General features: G+C 36.1%; 19 protein-coding genes. 16 read left to right on the top strand and 3 right to left on the bottom strand.

Translation table 11 applies throughout. The annotated features are described in order from the left end of the window. Nucleotides 1–45: 45 nt before the first annotated feature. The 3 genes from DWX23_RS17635 to DWX23_RS17625 form a co-directional block, all read right to left on the bottom strand. A complete protein-coding gene (locus tag DWX23_RS17635; RefSeq protein WP_122375424.1) occupies nt 46–2115 on the bottom strand; it encodes a cation:proton antiporter in 2070 nt (689 codons plus the stop codon). 42 nt (nt 2116–2157) lie between these two features. Beyond that, nucleotides 2158–3468 (bottom strand): ATP-binding protein, encoded by a 1311-nt coding sequence (locus DWX23_RS17630; protein ID WP_122354238.1) that lies wholly within the window; start codon nt 3466–3468, stop codon nt 2158–2160. Nucleotides 3469–3733: 265 nt separating this feature from the next. After that, the gene (locus tag DWX23_RS17625) at nt 3734–4327 is read right to left on the bottom strand and encodes an HU family DNA-binding protein (protein WP_122354239.1); all 594 of its coding nucleotides are present in this window, start codon (nt 4325–4327) and stop codon (nt 3734–3736) included. A gap of 298 nt (nt 4328–4625) precedes the next feature. Between DWX23_RS17625 and DWX23_RS17620 the strand changes: the two genes are divergently transcribed. From DWX23_RS17620 to DWX23_RS17545, 16 genes are all read left to right on the top strand, one after another. Continuing rightward, a complete protein-coding gene (locus DWX23_RS17620) occupies nt 4626–5495 on the top strand; it encodes a glycosyltransferase family 2 protein (protein ID WP_122375423.1) in 870 nt (289 codons plus the stop codon). A 73-nt stretch (nt 5496–5568) separates the two neighbouring features. Continuing rightward, a complete protein-coding gene (locus DWX23_RS17615) occupies nt 5569–6729 on the top strand; it encodes a 6-bladed beta-propeller (RefSeq protein ID WP_122375422.1) in 1161 nt (386 codons plus the stop codon). An 11-nt stretch (nt 6730–6740) separates the two neighbouring features. Further along, a complete protein-coding gene (locus DWX23_RS17610) occupies nt 6741–7439 on the top strand; it encodes a glycosyltransferase family 32 protein (RefSeq protein WP_122375421.1) in 699 nt (232 codons plus the stop codon). 205 nt (nt 7440–7644) lie between these two features. Continuing rightward, the gene (locus DWX23_RS17605; RefSeq protein ID WP_233587660.1) at nt 7645–9378 is read left to right on the top strand and encodes a tetratricopeptide repeat protein; all 1734 of its coding nucleotides are present in this window, start codon (nt 7645–7647) and stop codon (nt 9376–9378) included. 119 nt (nt 9379–9497) lie between these two features. Next, complete coding sequence (locus DWX23_RS17600) at nt 9498–9854, top strand: DUF3244 domain-containing protein (protein WP_122375419.1); 357 nt, start codon at nt 9498–9500, stop codon at nt 9852–9854. A gap of 87 nt (nt 9855–9941) precedes the next feature. Continuing rightward, complete coding sequence (locus DWX23_RS17595; RefSeq protein ID WP_158607089.1) at nt 9942–11510, top strand: alpha-1,2-fucosyltransferase; 1569 nt, start codon at nt 9942–9944, stop codon at nt 11508–11510. A 21-nt stretch (nt 11511–11531) separates the two neighbouring features. Further along, nucleotides 11532–14231: a glycosyltransferase gene (locus DWX23_RS17590; RefSeq protein WP_233587657.1), complete on the top strand. Its 2700-nt coding sequence runs from the start codon at nt 11532–11534 to the stop codon at nt 14229–14231. Nucleotides 14232–14259: 28 nt separating this feature from the next. Continuing rightward, nucleotides 14260–14877 (top strand): lanthionine synthetase LanC family protein, encoded by a 618-nt coding sequence (locus tag DWX23_RS17585; RefSeq protein WP_122375417.1) that lies wholly within the window; start codon nt 14260–14262, stop codon nt 14875–14877. Continuing rightward, nucleotides 14874–16115 carry a TIGR04157 family glycosyltransferase gene (locus DWX23_RS17580; RefSeq protein ID WP_122375416.1) on the top strand — a complete coding sequence of 414 codons (1242 nt, stop codon included), beginning with the start codon at nt 14874–14876 and terminating at the stop codon, nt 16113–16115. The genes DWX23_RS17585 and DWX23_RS17580 overlap by 4 nt, the downstream gene beginning before the upstream one ends. A gap of 6 nt (nt 16116–16121) precedes the next feature. Beyond that, a complete protein-coding gene (locus DWX23_RS17575; protein WP_122375415.1) occupies nt 16122–16859 on the top strand; it encodes a helix-turn-helix transcriptional regulator in 738 nt (245 codons plus the stop codon). Nucleotides 16860–17016: 157 nt separating this feature from the next. After that, nucleotides 17017–17193 carry a TIGR04149 family rSAM-modified RiPP gene (locus DWX23_RS25325; protein WP_122375414.1) on the top strand — a complete coding sequence of 59 codons (177 nt, stop codon included), beginning with the start codon at nt 17017–17019 and terminating at the stop codon, nt 17191–17193. Between the two features lie 123 nt (nt 17194–17316). Continuing rightward, nucleotides 17317–17484 (top strand): TIGR04149 family rSAM-modified RiPP, encoded by a 168-nt coding sequence (locus tag DWX23_RS17565; protein ID WP_233587655.1) that lies wholly within the window; start codon nt 17317–17319, stop codon nt 17482–17484. 114 nt (nt 17485–17598) lie between these two features. Further along, nucleotides 17599–19041: a radical SAM peptide maturase gene (locus tag DWX23_RS17560; RefSeq protein ID WP_122375413.1), complete on the top strand. Its 1443-nt coding sequence runs from the start codon at nt 17599–17601 to the stop codon at nt 19039–19041. Next, complete coding sequence (locus tag DWX23_RS17555; RefSeq protein WP_122375412.1) at nt 19038–20198, top strand: TIGR04150 pseudo-rSAM protein; 1161 nt, start codon at nt 19038–19040, stop codon at nt 20196–20198. Before DWX23_RS17560 ends, DWX23_RS17555 begins: the two co-directional genes overlap by 4 nt. 12 nt (nt 20199–20210) lie before the next feature. Continuing rightward, nucleotides 20211–21383, top strand: a complete 1173-nt coding sequence (locus tag DWX23_RS17550; protein ID WP_122375411.1) for a 6-bladed beta-propeller — start codon at nt 20211–20213, stop codon at nt 21381–21383. Nucleotide 21384: 1 nt separating this feature from the next. Beyond that, entirely contained in the window at nt 21385–22557 is a 1173-nt protein-coding gene (locus DWX23_RS17545) for a 6-bladed beta-propeller (RefSeq protein ID WP_122375410.1), read from the top strand. The last annotated feature ends 3 nt before the right edge of the window (nt 22558–22560 follow it).

Genomic DNA, 22560 nt, shown 5'->3' with positions numbered 1-22560 from the left:
GCTCTGGTTCTTCCGTTTATAGTTTTTCTTACAATATCTTTCTTATTAGGTCAGGTACCTGGTTCCTTCGTCGATTCCGGCTTGTATAGGATAAATAAGAACAAAGCTGTTACCCTGAAAATACTTGTTCAGATATCCGGGGATTCGTGGCATGACGGGGTCGTAAGATAAGCCTTCTTTCCGGCTGAAGATTACCCACATGCTGTCGTCGGCTTTTACATCCCGGAATACGATCAGAAAATCATCCCAGTCGCTGAAGTTCACGTATGATATTTCTCCGGTTCTTTTGGCAAATACTTTTTTGATTGCTTTCAGCGTATCCTCCGAGCCATAGAATACAACTTTGGCTCCGGCATTTTGCAATACGTTCCATACCCGGTTCATGATCGCCAGGAAGCCGATCTCTTTTTCGGCCTGGTCAGGCAGGATGATCAGATGGCGTTTGATGGTTGCTAACGGTTGTACGGGCTTGTAGATAAAGGTGGTAACGCTGCTATGCTGTAATACGTTTTCAACGATATTCCCCAGGAATGCAGCCGGAATATCTTTTTCCTTGTGAAGTCCGAGAACCAGGTCGGTTATCTCCCGTTCCTTCACGACACTGGTGATCGCATTGGAAATGCTCAGGTCGTAGCGAAGCAGTCCTTTCAGGCGTGTATCGGTGGCTGCTGCCGTATCGACAGCCGTTTGCAATACCCGTTTGGATGATTTCTGTGTCTTATCGTCCGAGTTCTGGTTGTCGATAACTTTCAGGGCGTACAGGCCGCTGGTATTTGTTTTCGATTTAATGGCAAGGCTGAGGTTGACCAGTTCTTCTACCGTCTCTTCATTGCTGACAGGGATCAGGATATGTTCATCCTTCGTTTCATTCTCTTCCGTTTCTTCTTCGGATTCCTTCATGGCAATATTATGTGCCCCTTTTTGTGCAGAGAAAGAGGCTATTGCACAAGTCACCAGGATCATCAGGATCGTCCCGTTCAGAACACTTTCGTTCAGGAGGCGTATCGGTTCCCCGTTGGCATCCGTTCCCAGGATCACATTGTATCCGACCATGACAGCCGCGAGAGTTGCTGCCGCCTGTGCATTGCTTAATCCGAAAATGACGCTTCGCTGATCGACCGACAGCCGGAATGTCTTTTGCGTCAGCCAGGCAGCGGCGTATTTGGCTGCCGTAGCGACAACGATCATCACTATGCCGACCTTAATCGTCTCGAAACTGGTAAAGAAAGCCCTGTAATCGATCAGCATGCCGACGCTCAGCAGAAAGAACGGAATGAAAATGGCATTCCCGACAAACTCGACACGGTTCATCAGCGGTGAACTTTGCGGTATCAGCCTGTTCAGTGCCAGCCCGGCAAGGAAAGAGCCGATGATCGCTTCCATCCCGGCCAATTGGGCAAGGAATGCTCCGAAAAAGACCATCGACAGCACGAAAATATATTGTGAGATATTATCATGTACCCGTTTGAAGAACCACCGTCCGATAAAAGGAAATACCAGCAGGACTATCAGAGCGAATATAACGATGGAAACCCCTAAACGTATCCAGAAAGCGTCGTCGGCATTCCCTGTTGCCATTCCGACAATAATGGTCAATACCAATAACGCCAGTGTATCCGTGATCATGGTTCCCCCGACAGTAATACTGACCGCGTTATTTTTGCTGATCCCCAGCTTGCTGATAATCGGATAAGCGATCAATGTATGCGAGGCGAACATACTGGCAAGCAATACGGAGGTTTCCATGCTGAAATTGAGGACCCATAGTCCCACCGCCGTCCCCAATATCATGGGGATAAGGAAAGTATACATTCCGAAGACAAGACTTTTTCCGCTATTCTTCTTGAAGTCCCCCATATCTATCTCCAGTCCTGCCAGGAACATGATATAAAGTAAACCGGCCGTACCGGAAAGAATGATGCTGCTGTCACGCAGGACAAGGTTAAAACCGTTAGGCCCGATGATAGCTCCGGCTATGATCAGTCCCAGCAGGTGCGGAACTTTGAGCTTGTTCAACAGGAGCGGAGCCGCCAGGATGATCAACAGTATCAGTAAAAACTTCAATACCGGATCAGCCAGTGGGAGGGTGAAATCTATGTTCGAGAGTAGAATCATATCGACGGAGGTTTAGTTTATTCAATGTTTTTGTTTGACAATTTACATGTCCTGCATTGACAAGCCTTTTATTTCCAAAGTGTAATGCGATAATTGTTTTTTTATGGAGGCAACTTTCTCATATAGGCGAGCTATATTGATCTTATTTGGATTTCGCTTAACTTCAGCTATCAATGCCTTCCCTTCAAAACGGTTGAGGGCGATAAGATCGATTTCATTCTCTCCTTTGTTGTCCCAATAATTGCCGATGTCCGTAATATCTTCGCTTTCAGCAATCCTGTCTCTGAAATAGCGTTCCAGGATATATCCGCTGTACTGTTCATAGTTTTTTAAGATGAATTTTTCAAGCATACCGTTTTTCCCCAGTTCAATCATAGACAGGTTTGGGAATATAAAACGGAACCAAAACATCAGATAATTATCATTCAGGCACCAGCGGCTGTTTCTGCTTTCCGGTTTTGAAAACATCGGTTTATTTCTGTTTATCAGGGAATATTCTTTTTCAAGATTAGCTAAATAAGCCCCTGTGTTTTTTCCTATAATCGAATCTACCTCGTTTTGCGCTGTCTTACCTGAAGCTATTAATTGCAAGATGGAAAAATAGGTTGCATATTCACGTCCGAATTCAGAAATAAGCAGATCGCGTCCTTCTGACAGGAACGGAGAATCAGGCCGTACCGTATAATGAATCATTTTGTTGAATGTGGTAGCACCTGCTTCCATCAGTAAGGCAACATACTTAGCCACCCCTCCTGTTATAAGATAAAAAGCCAGCAGATCTTCGGGCGTATATCCCGGATTGTAATCTTTTAGTATCTCTTTTATCGTAGAAACATTGAATGGTTTTAGTATAATTTTAGATGTCAGGCGTCCGAACAACGGTTCTTTATTGTTTTCAAAAATCTTTTTCATCATGGAATAAATAGATCCGCAAGCTATGAAGTTTACCTTAGCTTCTTCCTTATATCTATCCCATATATTCTGGATATCGCTGAAAATGGAGCTGTTTATATTGTCAAACTCCTGGAATTCATCGATAATCAGTGTGAAATGAGTTTTTGTAGCGTAAATCATCAATTGCTCGAATAAGGTACGGAAGTTGTCCACCCGGCCGAATATATCCAGCTCCAGGCTTTCTTTGATGTCCTGTTGGAACTGTTCGCATAAAAGTACTTCACTTTTGCGGGAAACAAAGAGGTACAGAAACTTCTTTCCCCTTACGCTTTCGAGCAGTAAAGCCGTTTTGCCGATACGGCGGCGGCCAACCATCACTGTAAAACAAGCGCTGTTACGTGATTGCTCATTGATGTCCTGTAGTAGCTTTAACTCTTTTTTTCGATCGTAAAATTTCATGCGTGTCTTAATTTAATCCCTGTTAATTTAATAGCTATTACATTAACGGCTGTTACAAAGGTAAAAGAAAGGATGTAGAATAACAAATTTTACGGTGACAAAATGGCTGTATGTCCTTGTGAAACGGTTAAATCTGTATTATTCGATTCGAATAATTCGAATTAAATAATTATATTTGCTGAAAAGAATATGTATATGGCAAAAGTGATTTGGCTTGAATCTGAAATTTCGCGGCGGTTATTTTCGCCGCCGCGAAATTTTGGATTTACAATGACCGAATATACATCGTTTGTTTCCCTCCGCCGATCTGAACCAGCTTGTTGCTGTCTATCAGTTGTTTCAGATCTTTCAGAGCCATGAACCGGCTGTAATGATTTATCTGCACGCAGGTACTACAGTTGATACATTTGTTTTTATTCACCTCTTTCATAATATTCTCCAGCCGTTGTTCCTGTGTGAGTTTTTCTGTTTTCGCCTTTTTCACCAGTTCCAGTCCGGCTTCCCTTACCTGTTCTTTCAGGGAGGTTGCGCAACGGAAACTAACGGTGTCGGCTTCTGCGATGACTTTGGGTTTGTCGTTTTCATCCGTTACTGTCCGGCTTTTCAGCGTGGGGGTGAAATATCCCAGTCCGTCCAGTTCGATACTATTCCCTTCCGCCAGGTGAAACCCCATCCAGTAGTTAAGCGCTTCCAATACCCCTTTTACGTCTGCCGACGAGATCGTACTCGACATCGAGATCATCTTGCACATGTACTTTGTGTCGAGCGTACCCTGTGAAATGATCCGTGCATGCGGAATCTCCTTGTCTTCCCTGTCTCCCGGGACCGGTGTTTTGTACCATCCGAATTTTAAACTCATTACTATCTTGTTTTAAATGAATACCAGCCAAAACAAATTTTCATCCCATACACTCATTCATTCAATAATCATTGAACGAAAGGAAATCAATCATCAAACGAAAGAAGCATATATGTGTTTTATTCGTTTGATATATATCAAACGCAAAAACGTACGAATACAAATATAATACGGAATGGAAGGAATTGTACCGGAGATAGCATATATTAATGATATTCTCTCCTATAGAAAGGAATTACTGCGCTATAGAGGTTCATTATATGGAGAATTTATATAAATTGCGGAAAAATAATTCTTAATGCTTGTAAGCGATAAAAGCAAGACACTAGTATCTGTATTAATACCTGTTTATAATTCAGAGAAATTTATAAGGGAGACTGTCGATAGTGTTCTGGGGCAAACTTTGGTGGATTTTGAAATTTTGTTATTGGATGATGGTTCTGCTGATAAAAGTTCTGAGATCATAAAAAGCTATACAGACATTCGTGTAAAATATGTATCATGTACACATGATTTTATTAAAACTCTTAACCATGGAATTGATATAGCCAAAGGAAAATATATTGCTTTATTAGACCATGATGATCTTATGTTGCCCCATAGGTTGAAAGTGCAATATGAATATATGGAAGATAATCCCAATATTGTCGTATGTGGTGGATATATGTATTCTTTTGGAATGTATTCCCGATTAATGAAAGCACCGTTAACTCATTTGGATATTATAAAAACAATGATCATTCATTGTCCCATGATGAATCCAACCGGATTTATCCGGCGAGATGTGCTGATTGAACATAACTTGAGGTATTCGTATGGTTATTCTTTTGCTGCTGATTATAAATTATGGTCGGATATTGCTCAAATAGGAGAAATAGCCAATATTCCAGAAGTATTCACTTTATATAGAACTTATCCGGAACAGACAAGTATTAAGTATTTAGCAGAATCAGAAGAGGCAGCTGGGCGTATAAGATTAGAAATGGTAGAATATTTCATCTCATTAGTAAAAGAGGATAGTAAATATTATCCGGTTTTGATGAATCGTTTTCTGCCTGCTTTGGATGAATTAGGAGAAGAAGGTTTTTTTTCATCGAATACCTTGTTCCCTTTTATGCACGAATTAATATCGGGTTTACTGGAAAGAGGTGATATTGTATTTAAGTAGTTGATAGATAGTGTGATGAGTGAGCCTGATATCAGTCTGTTGGAATTAAGATAATTATATAAAATTGGATTTTATGGAACAGAGTAATGGATTTTTATTAAATCGGATTGTAAATTGCCTATGTTTAATCGTTTTTTCTTTTCTGCTATTCTCTTGTGGAAATAGAAAAGCGTCAGTGGAGGAGACTGCATGTGATAGTGTAGAGGTTCAAGCGGAAATCTCTTATCCTTTTTTAATCGATAAGTCGAATAAAAACGAACGTGAAATTGAGATTAACGATATAGCCAAAGTCTCCTATTTGAAATTAGGGACGGAAACAAAGAGCCTTATTCCGCGTAAATGGGGTTTTTCCGGTATTTTCTTAACCGACAAAGATTTGTTTCTCTCTTTTGGAGAAAATATTTACAGATTCGGTTTGGACGGTACTTTCCTGAATAATATAGGAAAACGTGGAGCAGCTCCCTTCGAGTTTACCTTAGGTGGTATTTTTTCCGTAAATGAAGAGACGCAAGAGTTGTTTTTGTTAGATGTGGCGCAGCAAAGAATCTCGGTCTATACTTATGGAGGGAAGTATCTGAGAAGTGTAAGGTGTGAAGAAAGATTTGATCGCTTTTATGTTTTGAACGATTCTCTGGCTGTTTGTTCGACGAATGATATCACGAATGACATTCGGGCTTTTACGATTTCTTTGCGAGATGGAAAAGTTGGCCATGTCTTGTTGGAAAAGAGAATACTGGCGAATACCCAAAACTTGATGGTGAATATCGGAGCCTTTTCTAGGATCAATAAATTAGGAGACCGTATTTATTTATGTGTATCGACAAGTGATACCATATATGCTTATGATACAAAAAATAATATGGTGGATCCTATATACATCCAAAATCCTTTGAAGACGGATGAGGATAAGGTGAAAACGGTCCCGTATCTGCAATTTGAATCCTCCCGGTTTGCCAGTGTATTCATTGGTGATATTCCAATGCCAGACTTTACCTATTGGGTAGATAAAGAATCTGGGGAATGTTCAAGGGTAAAGATCCGTAACCGGGATCTGGATGATTATGTTCTGGCTTGGGGTACGAATCGGGATAATTTGATATTTGATATTTTGGAAATGCCTGAATTGAAAAAGCGTTTGAAACAGGGCAAATTGTCAGGAGAACTAAAGTCTTTGGTTGAACAATCAGACGAAGAGGATAACCCTATCATTATGTTTGCTGAAATTAAAAACTAATATAACAAAATATGCTAATACCTAAAATTATACACCAAGTCTGGGAGGGTAAAGATGGGCCTCCTCCTAATTTTCTATTAGATGTGTCCCAAACATGGAAAGAACAACATCCTGATTGGGCGTATGTCTTTTGGGATGGAGATAAGATAGATTCCTTTATGCGTACACATTCCGAATATGTGGACGTGTATGAATCTTACCGATATGCTGTCCAGCGTTGGGATATGATTCGTTATTTGATATTGTATGAATATGGGGGAGTTTATGCGGATTTGGATTATGAATGTATAGAACCGTTGGATGGTTTGTTGGAGAATGAGTCTTGTTGTTTGGCATCCGACCCGGAAGAACATGCCCGTATATTCAATAAATCCCATATTGTGACCAACGCTTTTATGGCTGTAGAGGCCAAGCATCCTCTCTTTAAAGTAATATTGGAACATTTATTGTCGGATGATCCGGTTCAGTATGACATGGACGATAAGTTTAATTATGTACTGGAGACGACCGGTCCCTATATGTTGACCCGGGTATATGACAATTACGATTTCAAGGAAAAGGTCAGGTTATTACCAGCTTCTGTCATTTCGCCATTGACGAAAAATGAGGTAGCCCTTTGTATTAAAGGGTATATGTCGGATGAAGAATTGAAACGAAAGTTACAAGATGCTGTGGCAATCCACTATTTTTATGGTTCTTGGTATAGTTAATTATGGACGAAGAGTACAAGATCTTAATGAGTATAGTTGGTTTTGTAGCTTAATTGGGGGGATTTCTTAGAATGTTATTATCCTGAAAAACTATTATCAGTCTATTCATTAGCCATATAGATCAGGTCTTACATGCATTTGGACATAACCAATGTCTTCATGAATGTATTAATTTCTTTTGATCTTTTGAAAATAAAGTTCTATATTGCATTCTGTAAAACAGTTGTGTATGGCAAATAGACTTAAGCTAATACTAAATCTTCTGCTGCTGTTCTGTTTGGTAGCTTGTAGCAGAAATACAAATATCTCCCCTTTATTGAAAGAGGCAGAGGGATATATGAATGAAAGACCCGATAGTGCCTTATTACTTTTAGATAGTATAACACATCGGGAAGATATGTCAAAGGAGCAAAATGCTCTTTGGTGTTTGTTATATACACAGGCACAAGATAAAAATCGAATAGAGCATACATCCGATTCATTGATACAGATAGCCGTTAACTATTATGAAAAAACGGATCGGGAAGATCGGAAGATGCTGGCGTACTATTATTGTGGAAATGTATTCTATGATTTGAATGATGCCCTCCAAGCACAAGATTATTATTTGAAAGCGTATAAGGTTGGGAAAAATTTGGATGAACCTTATTGGTTGGGACGATTATGTGCCAATTTGGGTACGTTGTATATTTATCAGGAGCTCTATCAACCTGCCTTGGATTTTCAGAAAGAGGCTGCCGGTTATTTTCTACAGGATGAAGATACAGTCAGTTTATCTATGGCTCTTCGAAATATAGCTCGTATTTATGTGTGCGAGAATCAGTTGAATAGCGCGATCACTTATTATTCGAAAGCTTTGCCATATACTTCCGGTTCTCATGCACTTTATATATCCAATGAATTAGCAGATGCGTATGGTCGGGTTGGAGAGTACGGGAAAGGGGTATTTTATGCAAGGCAAGCTTCTGCATTGACACAAACAACCGATGATTCATGTTTGGTAAGTTTGACTTTAGGTGATCTGTTTCTTAAGCAAAGAATAATAGATTCGGCTTACCATTATTTGTCTTTTTGTCGTAGAAGTACAAATGTATATACGTTGAAAGATACATATCATTCACTCTCACAGTTGGAAAAATATAGGGGGAATTTGCAGACTTGCTTGTTCTTTCTGGAGCAATACGAAACTTTACGTGATTCGGTTGAAAAACAAACATATAAGGAGTCTTTGAGCCGACTGCAAAATATGTATGATTATCAGCATGTGGAAAAAGAAAAAGAGTCTTATAGGCAGGAAGCCGATCGCAAAACCAATTACTTGTATAGGTTTTTGGGAATAACCTTTTTCTTTTTGTTGTTGGTTGTTTGTATTGTTTTTTATTTGTTTAAAGAAAAGAAGAAAAAAGAAGAACAGTTAAATCAGTCGTTGCGTCTTCAAGAGCAAAAATACAGGGATAGTCAGCAATATCTGGCTGAACGGAATGCAACAATAGCTGAATTGAGCCGAAAAGCGGAAGTTGCAGATGATTTGAAAATGCAGTTGGATATGATGTTGGAAGTTGTCAATAAGAAAATTGCAGGAGATACTTCCGGTTCGATAGGCTGTACTCAAACATTTTTTACATCCGACATCTATGAGGGGATCTGTAAGGAATGGAAAAAATTGGATTGCGAACAATGGCTTGAGATTGTTAAATGGATCGATCACGTGTTGTACCCTAATTTTACTTATAAAATAAAAATGGTGTATCCTAGTATTTCTGAGGTGGAGTTACAAGTTTGTTGTTTGACCAAATTGGACATTCCGGTGAGTCGTATAGCCGTTTTATTGTCTATGACCAGTCAAGCCGTCTCCCTTAATCGGAAACGACTGTATAAAAAATTAACTCAGCAAGAAGGAACAGCAAAGGATTTTGATAAGTGTATTTCCTCTTTGTGATTTGTGTATGTGGCTGATTATTAGGTGTGCTTTTGTTTGTTACATTCTCGTTACGTAAAAGCTTTGGTTGTTTGTGGTGTTGTTTTTACTTTTGACGGAAAACAATAAATTTTATCACCATGAAAAACTATCTGTTTTTTGTTTTAGTTATTTTAATGACGGGAATGTTCCCGCAAGTAGCATTAAGCGACAGTGTGCATGTAAAAGGAAGATGGGGGGATGATAGAATCCGAACAATTTTTCCCAAAGTACCAGAGGTATCCATAGACGAATCTGTTTTATCTATATATAGTGCAGATTCTTTATCTGATTTAACGATTACAGTGGTAGACGCCGAGGGGAAAGTTATCCTTGAAGAATGCATAACCATCTCTTCCGGAGAAACCGTTCATTTTACGTTGAGTGAGATAACCGGAACGTATCAGGTTCGTTTAAATCATGAATACGGTTATTTGGTGGGTGATTTTGTGATGTAGTGGAACACATTAGAGAATATGCCACAAAATGCATCCAATCTGAAGCCGACTTTTATCATTATGATGCAGGGACGTTTGGGAAACCTGATGTTTGACTATGCGTTATTGTTGAGTATGCGATCAAAGTATCCGGAGCATGAAGGGTTCTTGTATAGGGACAAAGATGCTCCGGGTAAAACGGGTTATTTTTACGAATTGGAGAATATTTTTAATATCCCTGCCTCTGATTTTGCATCGGAAGAGTTAATGACTCATATAAAATCTTTGCCTCTATCTTTGATACAGTATGTGTGGGAGAAAGATTTTGCATGTAGACCTTCTATTTCATTAGATGGTTTTTTAGTTACGATTTGTATAGGATATTGGCAGACTGAAACTTCTTTTGATAATGTTAAACCTGAAGTTCGAAAAGCATTTTCCTTTAACAGCAATCTGTTAAACGGACCAACCAGGCAGTTAGCGGAAAAATTGAAATTGCAGAAAGCTATTGCTCTTCATGTCCGGCGTGGTGATTATCTGGACTCATCTCATGCAGATATGTTTATCAATATTTGTACGGTCGATTATTATAGGGAGGCTTTAATTATGATCCGCAACCATGCAGGTAATAATTTACCTCTTTATTGTTTTAGTGATGATCCTGATTGGGTGAAATCGAATTTGCATTTGGAGAATTGCGTTGTTGTCGACTGGAATCACGGAGACGATAGTTGGCAAGATATGTATTTAATGTCTTTGTGCCGTCATAATATTATAGCCAATAGTACATTTAGCTGGTGGGGGGCTTGGTTAAATGGGAGTAGAGATAAAATAGTTATAGCACCTTATCGCTGTTTTAATACAATGCTCACTCCGGAAATCCATCCGGACGAATGGATTTCCATATATCCGAAAGGCTATGTAAAGAATGATTTTGTCTGGAGTTTGGAGAAAAATAAAATATCGATAGAGCAAGACGGACTTTTTTATGGGAAAATGGGGGTTGTTGTTTTCTTGTTCCATTATGCATTTATTCGTCAGGATGGATTTTATGAAAATATAGCAATAAACCTGATCTCGGAGATTTTTTCTCAGGTGAATTTACAGACATCTATAGACTATGCGAATGGATTATCCGGTATAGGTAACGCTATAGAATATTTGTATCAAAATGACTTCATTAGTGGAGACATCAATGAGATACTCTGTGATTTTGATTTATTGTTTGATGATATTCTGGCGCAGGAACATAATGGGGTTGATTGGGAAAGTAATCTTTTAGGGTTGGTACGTTATTATCGGTTTCGCTTATCGGGAAAATATATTGATCCGAAAAATGAACGGACAAAAAAGAATAAATTGAATTTGTTTTATTTGCTGAATTTGTTGAAAAATAAGCGGCTGGCCTCTTTGCTTAATAATGAAGATATTATATCTGAATTATATGAATTATCATTTCTGAAGCTATATCCCCTGCAAGTAAATAAATTATTGGGTTATTACTTATTCTTTTCAGAATATGCGGGAGATGCTTTGATGCAAAAGGCTGCTAAGATCAATCAGGAACGATACTCTGCAATAAAATTAGGAGAAACACCAGGCTTGATGGGAATGGCAGGGAAGGAACTTATGAGGTTGTCGCCTGAGTCAAAAGTTAGTTGGATAAAACTTTTATAATAATGTAAACTTATAAATACCATGATCGATATATCCGTCATAATGCCTGTCTTTAACGAAGAGAAATATCTTCATGAAGCAATTGATAGTATACTGCATCAGACCTTTGGTCGTTTTGAGTTTATTATTATAGATGATGCCTCTACTGATAATTCATTGGCTATTATTCAATCTTATGCAGATGAACGTATTGTTCTGATTTGTAATGAGTATAATATGGGAAACTATCCTTCCCGTAATAAAGGATTGGAAATCGCTGTTGGGAAATATATTTGTGTCATGGATGCAGATGATGTAGCTTATCTCCAAAGGTTTGAACTCCAATATAAGTATCTGGAAACTCATCCGGATATTTTGGGAATAGGAACAAATTTTGTTTTCTCGAAGCCGGAAATGAAAAGGCCTTTACCTTCTTCACATGAACAATTGATGATCGATTTGCTTCAGAATAATACTTTTTTGCACTCTTCATTGATGATAAGGACTAATGTGATGAGAAAGTGTGACGGATATGATGAAAAATATGTCTATTCTTCAGATTATGATCTTATGTCACGGCTGGCATTATCGGGGAAGGTAGAAAATTTGCCGGGTATATTGATGATGTGCCGTTGGCATGCGTCTCAGATTTCCCAGTTGCATAGAGATGAACAGAAAGCATATGCGTATGATGTACGCCGTAAATATCAGATTGAGTTTATAAACCGATATAAGAACACTAATCAGCAAATGCCGGACGAGTGGACTGTCGGTATTCCGGAGATTGGGCGAATTATAGCATTGTATACTTATGCGAGTCATACCGGAGATGTAATTTACGAAAAACAAGCCGATGAGTTATTAGAGCAATTATTGGAAAATGATGTGGAAATCGTTCCATCTTTAGGGCAGGAATGTAGTTATTGTAGCTTGGGATGTGGTCTTATATATATTTTGCGTAACAAATTTGCTAAAGGTGAAGAAAATGAGATATTGACGGAATTGGATACGCGTTTGTCAACTCTTAGTATAAATTGGAATGAAGAACAAAAAGATTCTTTGTATGGTTGGATACATTATTTGACACTTCGGGTAGATGTTCAGGAAGATAGTACGGTCACTCTGGTTAATAAACAAAACTTAATCCAGTTTCTGGATCGTCTGGAAGAGATTGAAATAATAGATGACAGTTTATTGAAAGATCTTCGGAGAATAGATGCTTTGGGTATCTTTCCTGAGAGGACAAAATGCTTATTGGGGGAGAAAGAAATTACCTGTATAAACTGTAATGAAATAGATGAATCGTTAGATGATATTGTTACGTTCGTAATTCCGGTCCGCATCGATTCGTCCGAACGGAAGGAAAACCTTGACGTGGTTTTAGATCAGTTATCAAAACGTAAACAGAGTAAAATAATAGTACTGGAAGCCGATAAGGATTCCAAATATAAAGTGCCTGGAAATTACCCGAATGTGACATATCGCTTTGTGAAAGATGATAACTCCATTTTTTACCGGACAAAATACCTGAATGAATTATTGCGCGAAGCTGATACTTCGATTGTCGGTATATGGGATACTGACGTAATAGTACCGGATGATCAAATAGATTCTTCTATAGCCGATATTCGGAATAGGAAAGCGGTGATGAGTTTCCCTTATGACGGACGTTTCAATTTATGTTCAATGGAGGACAGTTTTGTTTTTCGCGACAACCGTTTGATCGAATTTCTGAAAGGAAAAGAGCATTCTGATTGTTTTATTCATTCTGTTGGTGGTGCTTTTCTTGTACATAAAGATTATTACCTGGAGGCAGGAGGGGAAAATGAACATTTTTATGGTTGGGGAATGGAGGATCTGGAACGTGTAAAGCGGATGGAGATATTAGGATTGCCGGTTTCGCGTGTAACTGGAGCTTTATATCATTTGTTTCATTATCGCTATGAAAATTCACGTTTTTATAGTTCAAGACTAGAAGAAGAGAGCCGTGAAGAATTTCTCAAAGTCTGTGGCATGTATAAAGATCAATTGAAACATTATATACAAACATGGAAAGATGTAGCTCTGAAATATGAAAATAGAGTTTATCTACCATCGGATATGCATGCCAGGACTCCTTTTCTGGCTAATTATTTTTGTTTGATGGAAAGCTATCATATGGCTTTTGTGATAATTGCGAAAAATGCATCGTCACATTTGAGGAATGTACTTGCATCATCTCTTTATGGTTTTTATCCTAATCAGGGTGGCGCTCATAGCCTGGTTGGCTATGATGATGCGAGTCCCTATTTGTGTCCGGTTTCAAAGATGCAGGAAAAAGAGAAAGAATCTGGTAAAATGATCAAATTTGCTGTTTGGAGAGATCCTGTTGAACGATTGGTATCTTGCTACAAACACTTTTGCCTGGAGAAAGCAAATCGTTTCTATTTTCGGTATTTAGCTCTGTTTGAAGATAATTCATTTGATCGTTTTATGGAGTTTGTCCGGTTTGAGTTAGGGAAAAAGAATCCTTTATCTCAGGATGAACATATTCGCAGACAGTCAGACTATTATCATCCGGAAGATGTGGATTATATTGTTCCGATCCATAAACTGAATCAATTTCTGGAAGAACATGGTGTACCTGTTTTGAAGAAGTCTGCAAATGAAACATCTGTCGGTTTTCGATTGACAGACCGGAATCATATAGAGGAAATAAAAGAATTGTATAAAGCCGATTACAAAATAAAATTAACGTATTGACTTGATACTAATGTATATATGACTTCATATGGAAAAAAGTAAAAGTATATTATTGCAACAGATAGCTAATCATCTGATAATGAATTCAAGTTTTTTGACAGACTTGAGTTTATATCACGGCAAGACAGGTATAGTATTGTTCCTTTACAACTATGCACGGTATACAAAGAATCCTGTTTATGAAGAATTTGCAGGTGAATTGTTAGATGAAATATTTAATGAAATCCATGATAATATTGGTCCGGACTTTGAAAATGGATTATCCGGCATCGGATGGGGTGTACTGTATTTGATAAAAAATCAGTTTATTTCCGGGGATCCGAATGATATATTGGAAGATATCGATATGAAAATGATGGAAGTTAACTTACTGAAAGTTAGAAATAACTCTTTGGAAAGAGGAATAGCCGGTTTTTCTGTATATCTTTCTTATCGATTGTCTTTTCAGGAGGGTCTTTCTTATTTCGATACAGATTTTGTATCTGATTTACAAAAAGTGATTTCTGACAAAGGGATAAATGTGGAGTTTGATTTATATTCTATCATAAATCAGTGTACTTATTCTTCTGTGGATGAAATAGGGATAACTTCATTAGGATTGTGTAAGGGATATGCAGGTTATGGACTTAAATTGATGGCAGGATGAAAAAACATGTGTATCTTTTTGATGAAAGCAGTCGGGCATCTACGTACGGGGTTGGTACGTATATCCGGCAAATAACAGTTTGTCTGACAGATATATCAGAATTGACAGTACATGTCGTTCATATAGGTGCGGATGTAGAGCATTTTGAAATAAAAGAGATGCAGGGATATGATTTATATAATATTCCGCAATACTGTATTCCTATGGAAGGAAAGACAAATTTTTACCAACGGAATATTTACTATCTTATACGTTCAAATTGCAGCTGTTCTGACAGTGACAAGTTTATTTTTATGTTTAATTATTCCCATCATATTTCTTTGATCAATCATTTAAGAGAAGGATTCCCGGGCAGTTGTTTCTATTTTGTAATACATTATCAAAACTGGTGTTTCAGTTTAAACGGGGATGTAGCACGTTTTAAGCATATTATTCATTCAAATGATATTTCGACTTTACCTTCTTCAGAACAAGAAGTCTATAATTCGTTTCTTAGGGATAAAGAACTGTATCAAATTGTTGATAAGGTTATTTGTCTATCCGAGTTTACTCTTTCATTATTGGCTGAAGAATATGGTGTATCCCATAATAAACTTATGCTGATTTATAATGGTCTGCAAGATGAGAGAAAGATATTGGCGGTGGAGGAACGCAATCTTCTGAGGAAGCAATATCATTTTTCTTCTAAAGAGAAGATTGTTTTGTTTGTCGGACGCTTAGATGTAATAAAAGGGATTGATACGCTCATTCTGTCTTTTAAGGATTTACTGCAAAGAAACTGCAATTACCGATTGCTGGTTGTAGGGGATGGAGATTTTTCTTCCCGCCTAAGTCGGTGTGGAACAGATTGGAATAAAATAACTTTTACGGGACGTTTAAATAAGGAACAATTATATGACTTTTATCAAATAGCAGATATTGGTGTTATGCCTTCCATGCATGAACAATGTAGTTATGTCGCTATCGAAATGATGATGTTTGGTTTACCTATGGTTGTTTCGACAACACCCGGATTAAAGGGCATGATGCGAAATGGAGATTTTGGTTATACATTTGATATGGAAAAAGACAGTGAAAAATCGAAAAATGAATTGACCGATCTGATTATAAAAGTATTGAAGGCTCCTTTGCGGAAACGGGAGAAGATGAAAAGTTTATCACGTTCTTCATATGAAGAAAAATATTCAGTGCAAGAGATGCAAAAAAAATATTTGAATTTAATATTTCCGGAACAATAATATAGTATGAAACAGACTTCTGTCATTAATCAATATTTTGAACAACTTTCTTCTATTGCATCTGAAAGCTTTTATGTGCTGGATGTGTTGCAAAGATCAATATGCTATGCCAAGCCTGACGATTTATTTCTATGTGGTTTCTCTACGGAGGATGTTTTGAGGTTAGGATATGATTTTTATTCTGAAGTAATCTATTCTGACGATTTGCCATTGTGGATAGAGATGCGTGAACTTATTTTGCAATACCTCAAGGCTTTTGAGGAAAAAAGGGATGAAATTGATTGTTTTTCATGTACATTCCGTTTGCAGCGTACCTATTCTTTTAGTTCACGGCCTTTACCGCAAATGGTCTATCATCGGATGAAACCCATTTGGGCGGATAATGAATTGCGTTATTTGATTTGTTGTGTGGAAAGTTCAACTATTGGGGAGGTTGGAAATTTGTGCCTGCATTATAAAGATGGATTGACATACAGTGAATACAATTTCGTAACCAGACGTTGGAAGCAAAAAGTAAAAGAGTCGCTTACTGAACGCGAAAGGGCGATACTAATGCTTGCTCAACAAGGAAAAAGTTCAGCAGAAATAGCTGATGACTTATGTAAAGGACATAACACTATACGAAATCAGATAAAGGCTCTGTTTTCTAAATTGAAAATACACTCCATGCAAGGAGCAATTGAGCTTGCTCGCAATTTTCGCATGATATATCCAAAACAGGGTACTGGGGCAAAAAAACATTGATACTTTTTCAAAAAAAAGCAAAGCATAACCTTGGGCATTGAATAATAATGGTAGGGGAAATTAAAATAGACTCAATTGGGCTAATTGCGGTTTAAAATCAGATGTTAACTTTGTTACATATAAAAGTTTCATATTAATCTTAATACCATTACAGAAAATGAAAACTTTAGGTAAAATTAAGTTGAATGAGTTTAGAAAGTCTGAACTGGAGAAACGTGAACTGAATACTTTGCGTGGAGGATGTAGTTGTAAGAATTATTGTTCTTGTTCGGGCTCTTCTGATTATGAGAACACTTCGTCAAGTTCGAGCAGCACAAAAAATAATTCATATTAAATTATTAAATTTGATTCTAGACGTGACTGAGTATTATAATAAACATCTTCAATTAGTGATATTATAACTGATTGAAGACAAAAGTATTAAATCATTTTGTCAAACTTAATATCACAAAAGAAAATGAAAACATTAGGAAAACTTAAATTGAACGAATTCAGAAAGTCTGAACTAGAGAAACGTGAACTAAACACTTTAAAAGGTGGATGTAGTTGTAAATGTGCCTGTGCTGGAGGTTGGGATTATGCGAACACTAAGGAAGGTACGAATGGTGCAGGACGTGCGTATTAATGCCTCATAAGGTAGGACCTAAACTTGATTTGTGTTACATAACTTACGAGTCTTATAATAATATCCCCAACTATAAGCGAGGTAGTTGGGGATATAAACATTAACTAATCTATCATGATTCGAACACTCATTCATGCCTCAGAAAATGATAATTTATATATCTATGATCATCAATTCAGATTGTCGATATTAGTACATCCAGAATTCAGGAAAGCTTATGAAGGATCTCCGGATGTTCATCCCTATTATTTGAAAAAATATGAATATTTAAGGAAACAAGGTTTTTTCTCAAAATCTAAACCGGTCAATTTTGGTACAGTTAACGAGTCGATGATAAAAAACAATATGGCTGAGGTTCCTCAGATTGTTTTTGAAACAACAGACTTTTGCAATTTGAATTGTACGTATTGTGCATTGGGTGATGTTTATGAGGGATTTGATGTAAGAAATCAAAAAAAAATTAATACAGAGCATGCCATTACTTTACTGAAATATATTTTAGATATAAAACACAAAAGTAAAAAAAATCAACTCTATATAAGTTTCTTTGGTGGTGAACCTCTTTTTAATGGAGATTTTATAAAACAGATAGTTGAAGTTGCCAATTTACTGAAATCAGAAAAAGAAATAGAAATTAGGTACACTATGACTACAAATGCAACATTACTAAATAAATATATACCCTTTTTGGTTGATAATGAATTTGAGTTACTTATAAGTTTGGATGGGAATGAAGTGAATCATAGTTATCGTTCTTATAGAGGAAATAAAAAAAACTCTTTCGAAAAGGTTATTGAAAACATAGATATGCTTCAAAGGGATTACCCTGAATATTTTATAAATCATGTAAATTTCAATGCTGTATTACATAATCGAAATTCAGTTAAAGATATCTATGAATTCATTTATTCAAGATATCATAAAATCCCAAGAATTGCAGAATTGAATCCCTGTGATGTGAGTCCGAATAAAGAAGAACTTTTTAACAAAATGTTTCATGATAAAAGAAAAAGTGAGGCTGAGTATATAAAAGATCAATCTAATCATTTACCTCATGAGGAAATGTTACAGTATAAGGAATTGACCGATTTTTTAAAAAATTATTCGATAAATTATTATGTTTCAAATATAATCGACTTATTCCCAGGAGAAAAAAAATATCTACCAACTAGTACTTGTTTGCCTTTTTGGAAAAAATTAATGTTGACTACAAACAGTAAATTAGCGTTATGTGAAAAAGTTAGCTATCACAAATTAACGGTGGGAGAAGTTGGAGAAACGGTAATGATAGATGTTCCGAAAATTACCCGTCAATACAATTTTTATTACGAGCATGTGAAAGAAAAATGTCAGCAGTGCTATGCAAATAAGTCTTGTGATATCTGTATGTTTGTTATGAATAATAGCAATTTGAATAAATTGGATGCAGAAGAGTTTAAATGTGAAGGTTTCCATGATCTAGGTACATTTGATCGTAAGCTACATCGGGTTTTCTCTTTTCTTGAAAAGTATCCGGAAGATAATTTATCAATAACAGAAAATGTAGTAATTGTATGATTTCTAAAAAAAGTTTGACAGATTATTGGTTCAAAATAGAACCGTATGTACATATTAGTATCGTTAATAATTGTGCTTTATTGTATAATACATTAGATGGCGCATTCATTGAAACAGATAAAATCGAAGTTATTGAATTATTGAATGGAATACTTCAGAAAGAAAATTGTGGTGTTGTTTTATTAACTTCAGACAGGTATCAACAACAAGATATTAAAAGATTTATCAATGAACTCTTAAAAAAATATATGGGGGATATTATTGATGTTGATTTATCTAAGGGTAAACCTGTTCAAATATTACCTTATTTTAATTATTCAGATACCCAAAAAATATTTAAAAAACATAGTTTTGCATCAGGGAAAAAGATTCTTATATATTTATCTGAAATCACTATTTATGTCGATGATAGTAGCGATATAAATAGTCTTATTTCATATTTGAAATCCTTACCGGTAAGTACAACAATTAATATTATAGGATATTTAGAAAATATTGAAAATTACAAGATATTATTATCTTTTTTGAATCAACTTTCTTCATTGAAGAATATGATATTTCCATATACCAATATAATATCTTTACAACCAGATTTTGAGAATGATTTTTTGTATTCAATATTGGTTCGATTTCCTGTAGATATGTCACAGTGGAATCATTCAAGGCAAATGTTGCTTGATCAAACTTTACCATTTGAATATATTTTTGAGGTCTCGTCATCTGATGACTATCAACAAGCAAAGGTACTTGTAGAAGAATTTAGTATTGAAAAATATCAGTTAAAACCAGTGTATACAGGTGATAATATAGATTTTTTTAAAGAAAAAGTTTTTCTTTCTAAAGAAGATATTTTATCAACGTCCATGTCTATTAATGATTTCTTTACAAATCAATCCATGAATATTTACGATTTTGGAAAAATCAATATTATGCCTGATGGTGATATTTATGCCAACATCAACCATCCGGTATTAGGTAATATAAAGACACACAGTATCTACGATGTTATCTCTAAAGAATTGGAAGAAGGTAAATCATGGCTTCGTGTACGTAATCAGCAACCATGTGACACTTGTCTATATCAATGGCACTGTCCATCTCCTTCCAATTATGAAATAGAGATTGGTCGTCCGAATCTTTGTCATGTACAACCATAACATCAATTGTTTATGAAAAATCTAAATTCAATTTTAATTTTCTTCATGGTCATAGCGGCAGGATGTGGAGAGAATAAACAACTGGCAGATGATTTCATCATAGTTGATGTTACGGCTAGTTATCCTTATAAAAAACTGATTCTTCAGGATTTCATGGATGTTGAATATATACCGTTGGAAACAAATGATGAATTTCTTTGTCAGGGAAATATCCAAGCTGTAGGTAAAGATGTTATAGTTGCGACAAACAGGATAGGGGGACGTGATGGAAATATTTTTATCTTCGATCGGAAAGGAAAAGCATTGAAAAAGATAAACCATAAAGGACAGGGTGGTGAAGAATATACAAGCTTTGTACAGATAATCTTAGATGAAGATAATGCTGAAATGTTTGTTAACGATATGTATGCGAAAAAAATATTAGTGTACGATCTGGAAGGGAATTTTAAACGAAAGCTCTCGCTAAAAGGAGATTTTTTGTTTGGTGAAATATACAATTTTGACCAAAACAATTTCATTTGTCATGATGTCTTAAATGAAAATAATTTTACTGAATCTTATACTGGTCAGTCATTTATGTTCATCTCGAAACTGGATGGTGGTATTACCAAAGAGCTTCAAATTCCATTTAAAGAGAAGAAAACAATTGTGGTAAGGACTCCGAGGGATAAAGATGGGAACTTTTTTGTTTACATGCCTCCATCTGTTTATCCTATAATGCCTTATTTTGATAATTATATACTGACAGAGCTTTCTGCAGATACATTGTACAAGTATTCCGCAAACCATACGATGAAGCCTTTTATTGTAAGGACTCCATCTATTCAATCTATGAATCCTGAAAAATTTCTTCTACTGAGTCTACTTACTGAACAATACTATTTTATGGAAGCAATTGAAAAAAAGATGGATTTTTCAATTATTGATTTAGTATATGACAATCAGGAAAAGGCTCTATTCAGGTATAAAGTGTATAATAGTGATTACATAAATGATAAAGAAGCCTACTTGAAATCAACTCCTTTAAATGGAGAAATTCCATCCTGTCAATATTTAGAGGCTTGGGAACTTGTTAAGGATTATAAAGCTGGTCGGTTAAAAGGAGAATTAAAAGAGATTGCTTCCAAATTGGGAGAGGAAGATAATCCTGTAATCATGTTGATCAAACATAAAAAGTATAGATAACATGAAAAGAATAATTTCAGCACAGATAATTATCCTTTTGATAATAGCAATATGTGGGGGATGTAAACGGTCTGGTATCCATAAAGATAACTTCATCACTGTTGATGTCACAGCTAGTTATCCTCAGAAAAAACTGGTACTTCAGGATTTTATGGATGTAGAATATATTCCATTGGAAACAAATAATGAATTTGTTTGTGGAAACTATGTTCTAGCAGTGGGTCGTAATCATGTTATTATGACAAATCATGACAATGATGGAAACATTTATATTTTTGACCGTAGTGGAAAAGCCTTGAGGAAGATAAATCGAAAAGGACAAGGAGGGGAAGAATATAACATTTTATCACGAGTTGTATTGGATGAGAACAACAATGAACTGTTTGTCAATGATATGTATGCTAAAAAAATATTAGTCTACGATTTGGAAGGGAATTTTAAACGAAAGTTATCGACCAGTGAGGATTTCTTGTTTTTTGATATGTATGATTTTGATCAAGAACATTTAATTTGCCATGATTCTTTTAATGATAATAACTCTCTTGCTTTCCATACAGGACAATCGTTTATGCTAATATCAAAACTAGATGGTAGTATATCTAAAGAAATTCAAATTCCTTATGAAGAGAAAAAGTCAATTGTAATGAGGATTCCTAAAGATGAAAAAACTGGAATGTATAGTGTATTTATGCCTTCATCTGTCTTTCCTATAGTTCCTTATTTTGATGATTATGTGTTGGATGAAATTTCAGCTGACACAATATATAGTTATTCATCAAATAACACGATGAAGCCATTAATTGTAAGAACTCCTCCTATTTGTTCTATGGCTCCTGAACGATTTCTTTTGTTGAGCTTACTTACTGATAGATACTATTTTATGGAAATAATTGAAAAAAAGAGACTGTTTCCATTTTCCAATATAGTATATGACAGGCAGGAAAAGGCTCTATTCAGTTATAAGGTATATAATAGTGATTACACAGATGAAGAAGAAGCCTTCTTGAAATCGGTACCTTTAAATAGAGAAATCCCATCCTGTCAATACTTAGAAGCTTATAAACTTGTAGAGGATTACGAGGGAGGACGTTTAAAAGGGCGATTAAAAGAAATTGCATCCAAATTAGGAGAGGAAGATAATCCTGTAATCATGTTGATCAAACATAAAAAATAAGAT

The sequence above is a fragment of the Parabacteroides sp. AF18-52 genome, assembly GCF_003479145.1.
Classification (GTDB): Bacteria; Bacteroidota; Bacteroidia; order Bacteroidales; family Tannerellaceae; genus Parabacteroides; species Parabacteroides faecis.
Note: the sequence above shows the minus strand (reverse complement) of the source record. Positions and strands in the feature narration are given on the sequence as shown.

What these genes read in the sequence shown, in the direction of transcription:
- DWX23_RS17575 (WP_122375415.1), top strand. Translation starts at nt 16,122, where the DNA reads ATGAAACAGACTTCTGTCATTAATCAATATTTTGAACAACTTTCTTCT.
- DWX23_RS17625 (WP_122354239.1), bottom strand. Translation starts at nt 4,327, where the DNA reads ATGAGTTTAAAATTCGGATGGTACAAAACACCGGTCCCGGGAGACAGG.
- DWX23_RS17595 (WP_158607089.1), top strand. Translation starts at nt 9,942, where the DNA reads ATGTTTGACTATGCGTTATTGTTGAGTATGCGATCAAAGTATCCGGAG.
- DWX23_RS17600 (WP_122375419.1), top strand. Translation starts at nt 9,498, where the DNA reads ATGAAAAACTATCTGTTTTTTGTTTTAGTTATTTTAATGACGGGAATG.
- DWX23_RS17630 (WP_122354238.1), bottom strand. Translation starts at nt 3,468, where the DNA reads ATGAAATTTTACGATCGAAAAAAAGAGTTAAAGCTACTACAGGACATC.
- DWX23_RS17615 (WP_122375422.1), top strand. Translation starts at nt 5,569, where the DNA reads ATGGAACAGAGTAATGGATTTTTATTAAATCGGATTGTAAATTGCCTA.
- DWX23_RS17580 (WP_122375416.1), top strand. Translation starts at nt 14,874, where the DNA reads ATGAAAAAACATGTGTATCTTTTTGATGAAAGCAGTCGGGCATCTACG.
- DWX23_RS17635 (WP_122375424.1), bottom strand. Translation starts at nt 2,115, where the DNA reads ATGATTCTACTCTCGAACATAGATTTCACCCTCCCACTGGCTGATCCG.
- DWX23_RS17585 (WP_122375417.1), top strand. Translation starts at nt 14,260, where the DNA reads ATGGAAAAAAGTAAAAGTATATTATTGCAACAGATAGCTAATCATCTG.
- DWX23_RS25325 (WP_122375414.1), top strand. Translation starts at nt 17,017, where the DNA reads ATGAAAACTTTAGGTAAAATTAAGTTGAATGAGTTTAGAAAGTCTGAA.
- DWX23_RS17555 (WP_122375412.1), top strand. Translation starts at nt 19,038, where the DNA reads ATGATTTCTAAAAAAAGTTTGACAGATTATTGGTTCAAAATAGAACCG.
- DWX23_RS17590 (WP_233587657.1), top strand. Translation starts at nt 11,532, where the DNA reads ATGATCGATATATCCGTCATAATGCCTGTCTTTAACGAAGAGAAATAT.
- DWX23_RS17565 (WP_233587655.1), top strand. Translation starts at nt 17,317, where the DNA reads ATGAAAACATTAGGAAAACTTAAATTGAACGAATTCAGAAAGTCTGAA.
- DWX23_RS17545 (WP_122375410.1), top strand. Translation starts at nt 21,385, where the DNA reads ATGAAAAGAATAATTTCAGCACAGATAATTATCCTTTTGATAATAGCA.
- DWX23_RS17610 (WP_122375421.1), top strand. Translation starts at nt 6,741, where the DNA reads ATGCTAATACCTAAAATTATACACCAAGTCTGGGAGGGTAAAGATGGG.
- DWX23_RS17560 (WP_122375413.1), top strand. Translation starts at nt 17,599, where the DNA reads ATGATTCGAACACTCATTCATGCCTCAGAAAATGATAATTTATATATC.
- DWX23_RS17550 (WP_122375411.1), top strand. Translation starts at nt 20,211, where the DNA reads ATGAAAAATCTAAATTCAATTTTAATTTTCTTCATGGTCATAGCGGCA.
- DWX23_RS17620 (WP_122375423.1), top strand. Translation starts at nt 4,626, where the DNA reads ATGCTTGTAAGCGATAAAAGCAAGACACTAGTATCTGTATTAATACCT.